The sequence below is a fragment of the Vibrio sp. 10N.222.55.B11 genome (genome assembly GCF_041473705.1).
GTDB classification, from domain to species: Bacteria; Pseudomonadota; Gammaproteobacteria; order Enterobacterales; family Vibrionaceae; genus Vibrio; species Vibrio crassostreae_C.
The window spans coordinates 1-924 of record NZ_JBFRST010000159.1; the positions used below are offsets into that span (position 1 = coordinate 1).

General features: G+C 50.2%; 1 protein-coding gene. It reads right to left on the reverse strand.

Annotation, left to right across the window (positions count from 1 at the left end; translation table 11 throughout):
• On the reverse strand, window positions 1-924 hold a 924-nt coding region (locus AB4503_RS25505), incomplete at both ends, for an AAA family ATPase (protein WP_372115923.1).

Genomic DNA, 924 nt, shown 5'->3' on the forward strand with positions numbered 1-924 from the left:
CATCAAACCGACACGGATGTATTCGGTGATGGTGTCACGCTCCTTGTTGGTGTAAGCGATGATAAGCGTGTTTTCTCTGGTTTCTGGGGTGCGCTCTAAATAGTCTTTGGCGACCACATAAGGCAGCTTCTCTGTGGCGGTGAGCTGCGCTCTGCGTCGGTCTTTGTCGTTTTCATTCAGCGTAGAAATGACATGTTGGCTGTTGCCTTGGGTATCAGGGGCTTGCTGCTGGAGTTTATCTAGGGCGCTGAGCGGCTGTTTATCAATGGTGTTTTGCTGTGCATTGTGCAAAGTGTCATTTTGTGGGCGTACCATATCGGTCATGTAAGCGGTATCGATGCGGCCTTGACTTATGGCCAGCTCAAAGGGTTTACCGGCACTGAGCGATAACAACTGTTCTTTATCGCCCAATTTGACTGTTTTGGACTGACTGTCATTGACCAGCTTTGTGAACTCATCGGCTTGCTTATTGCTGACCATGGAGCTTTCATCGAGAAAGAACAAGGTGTGTTGATAGTCACTGGCTTCTCGATTGCCTTGTCGGATGTCAGAGAGCAAACTGTCTAGCGTTTGCGCTTTCACGCCTTTGCTTTCGAGCTCTGCAACCGCGGCGTGCGTGGGCGCAAGACCGATGACGCTTTGCTCTGGTTGCTGGCTGGCTTCTTTCACTAACTGGATAAATTCAATGTTGGATTCAAGCAGGGTGGACTTACCTGTACCGGCTAACCCTTGGATGGCCACAAAGCTGTCTTTGGTGGTTGAGATAAGGGTGATGGCGTCCTTTTGCCCTTGGGTTAGGCGAGGCTTGGTATCGAGAAAGTCTTGCACCTGCTTAGGCGTTGCAAAAGGTTGATGTTGGCCTTTACCATCATCGATGTTTTGCAGGATGCGCTTTTCAGTTTCTAGCGCGGCTTGCGTCGTCCA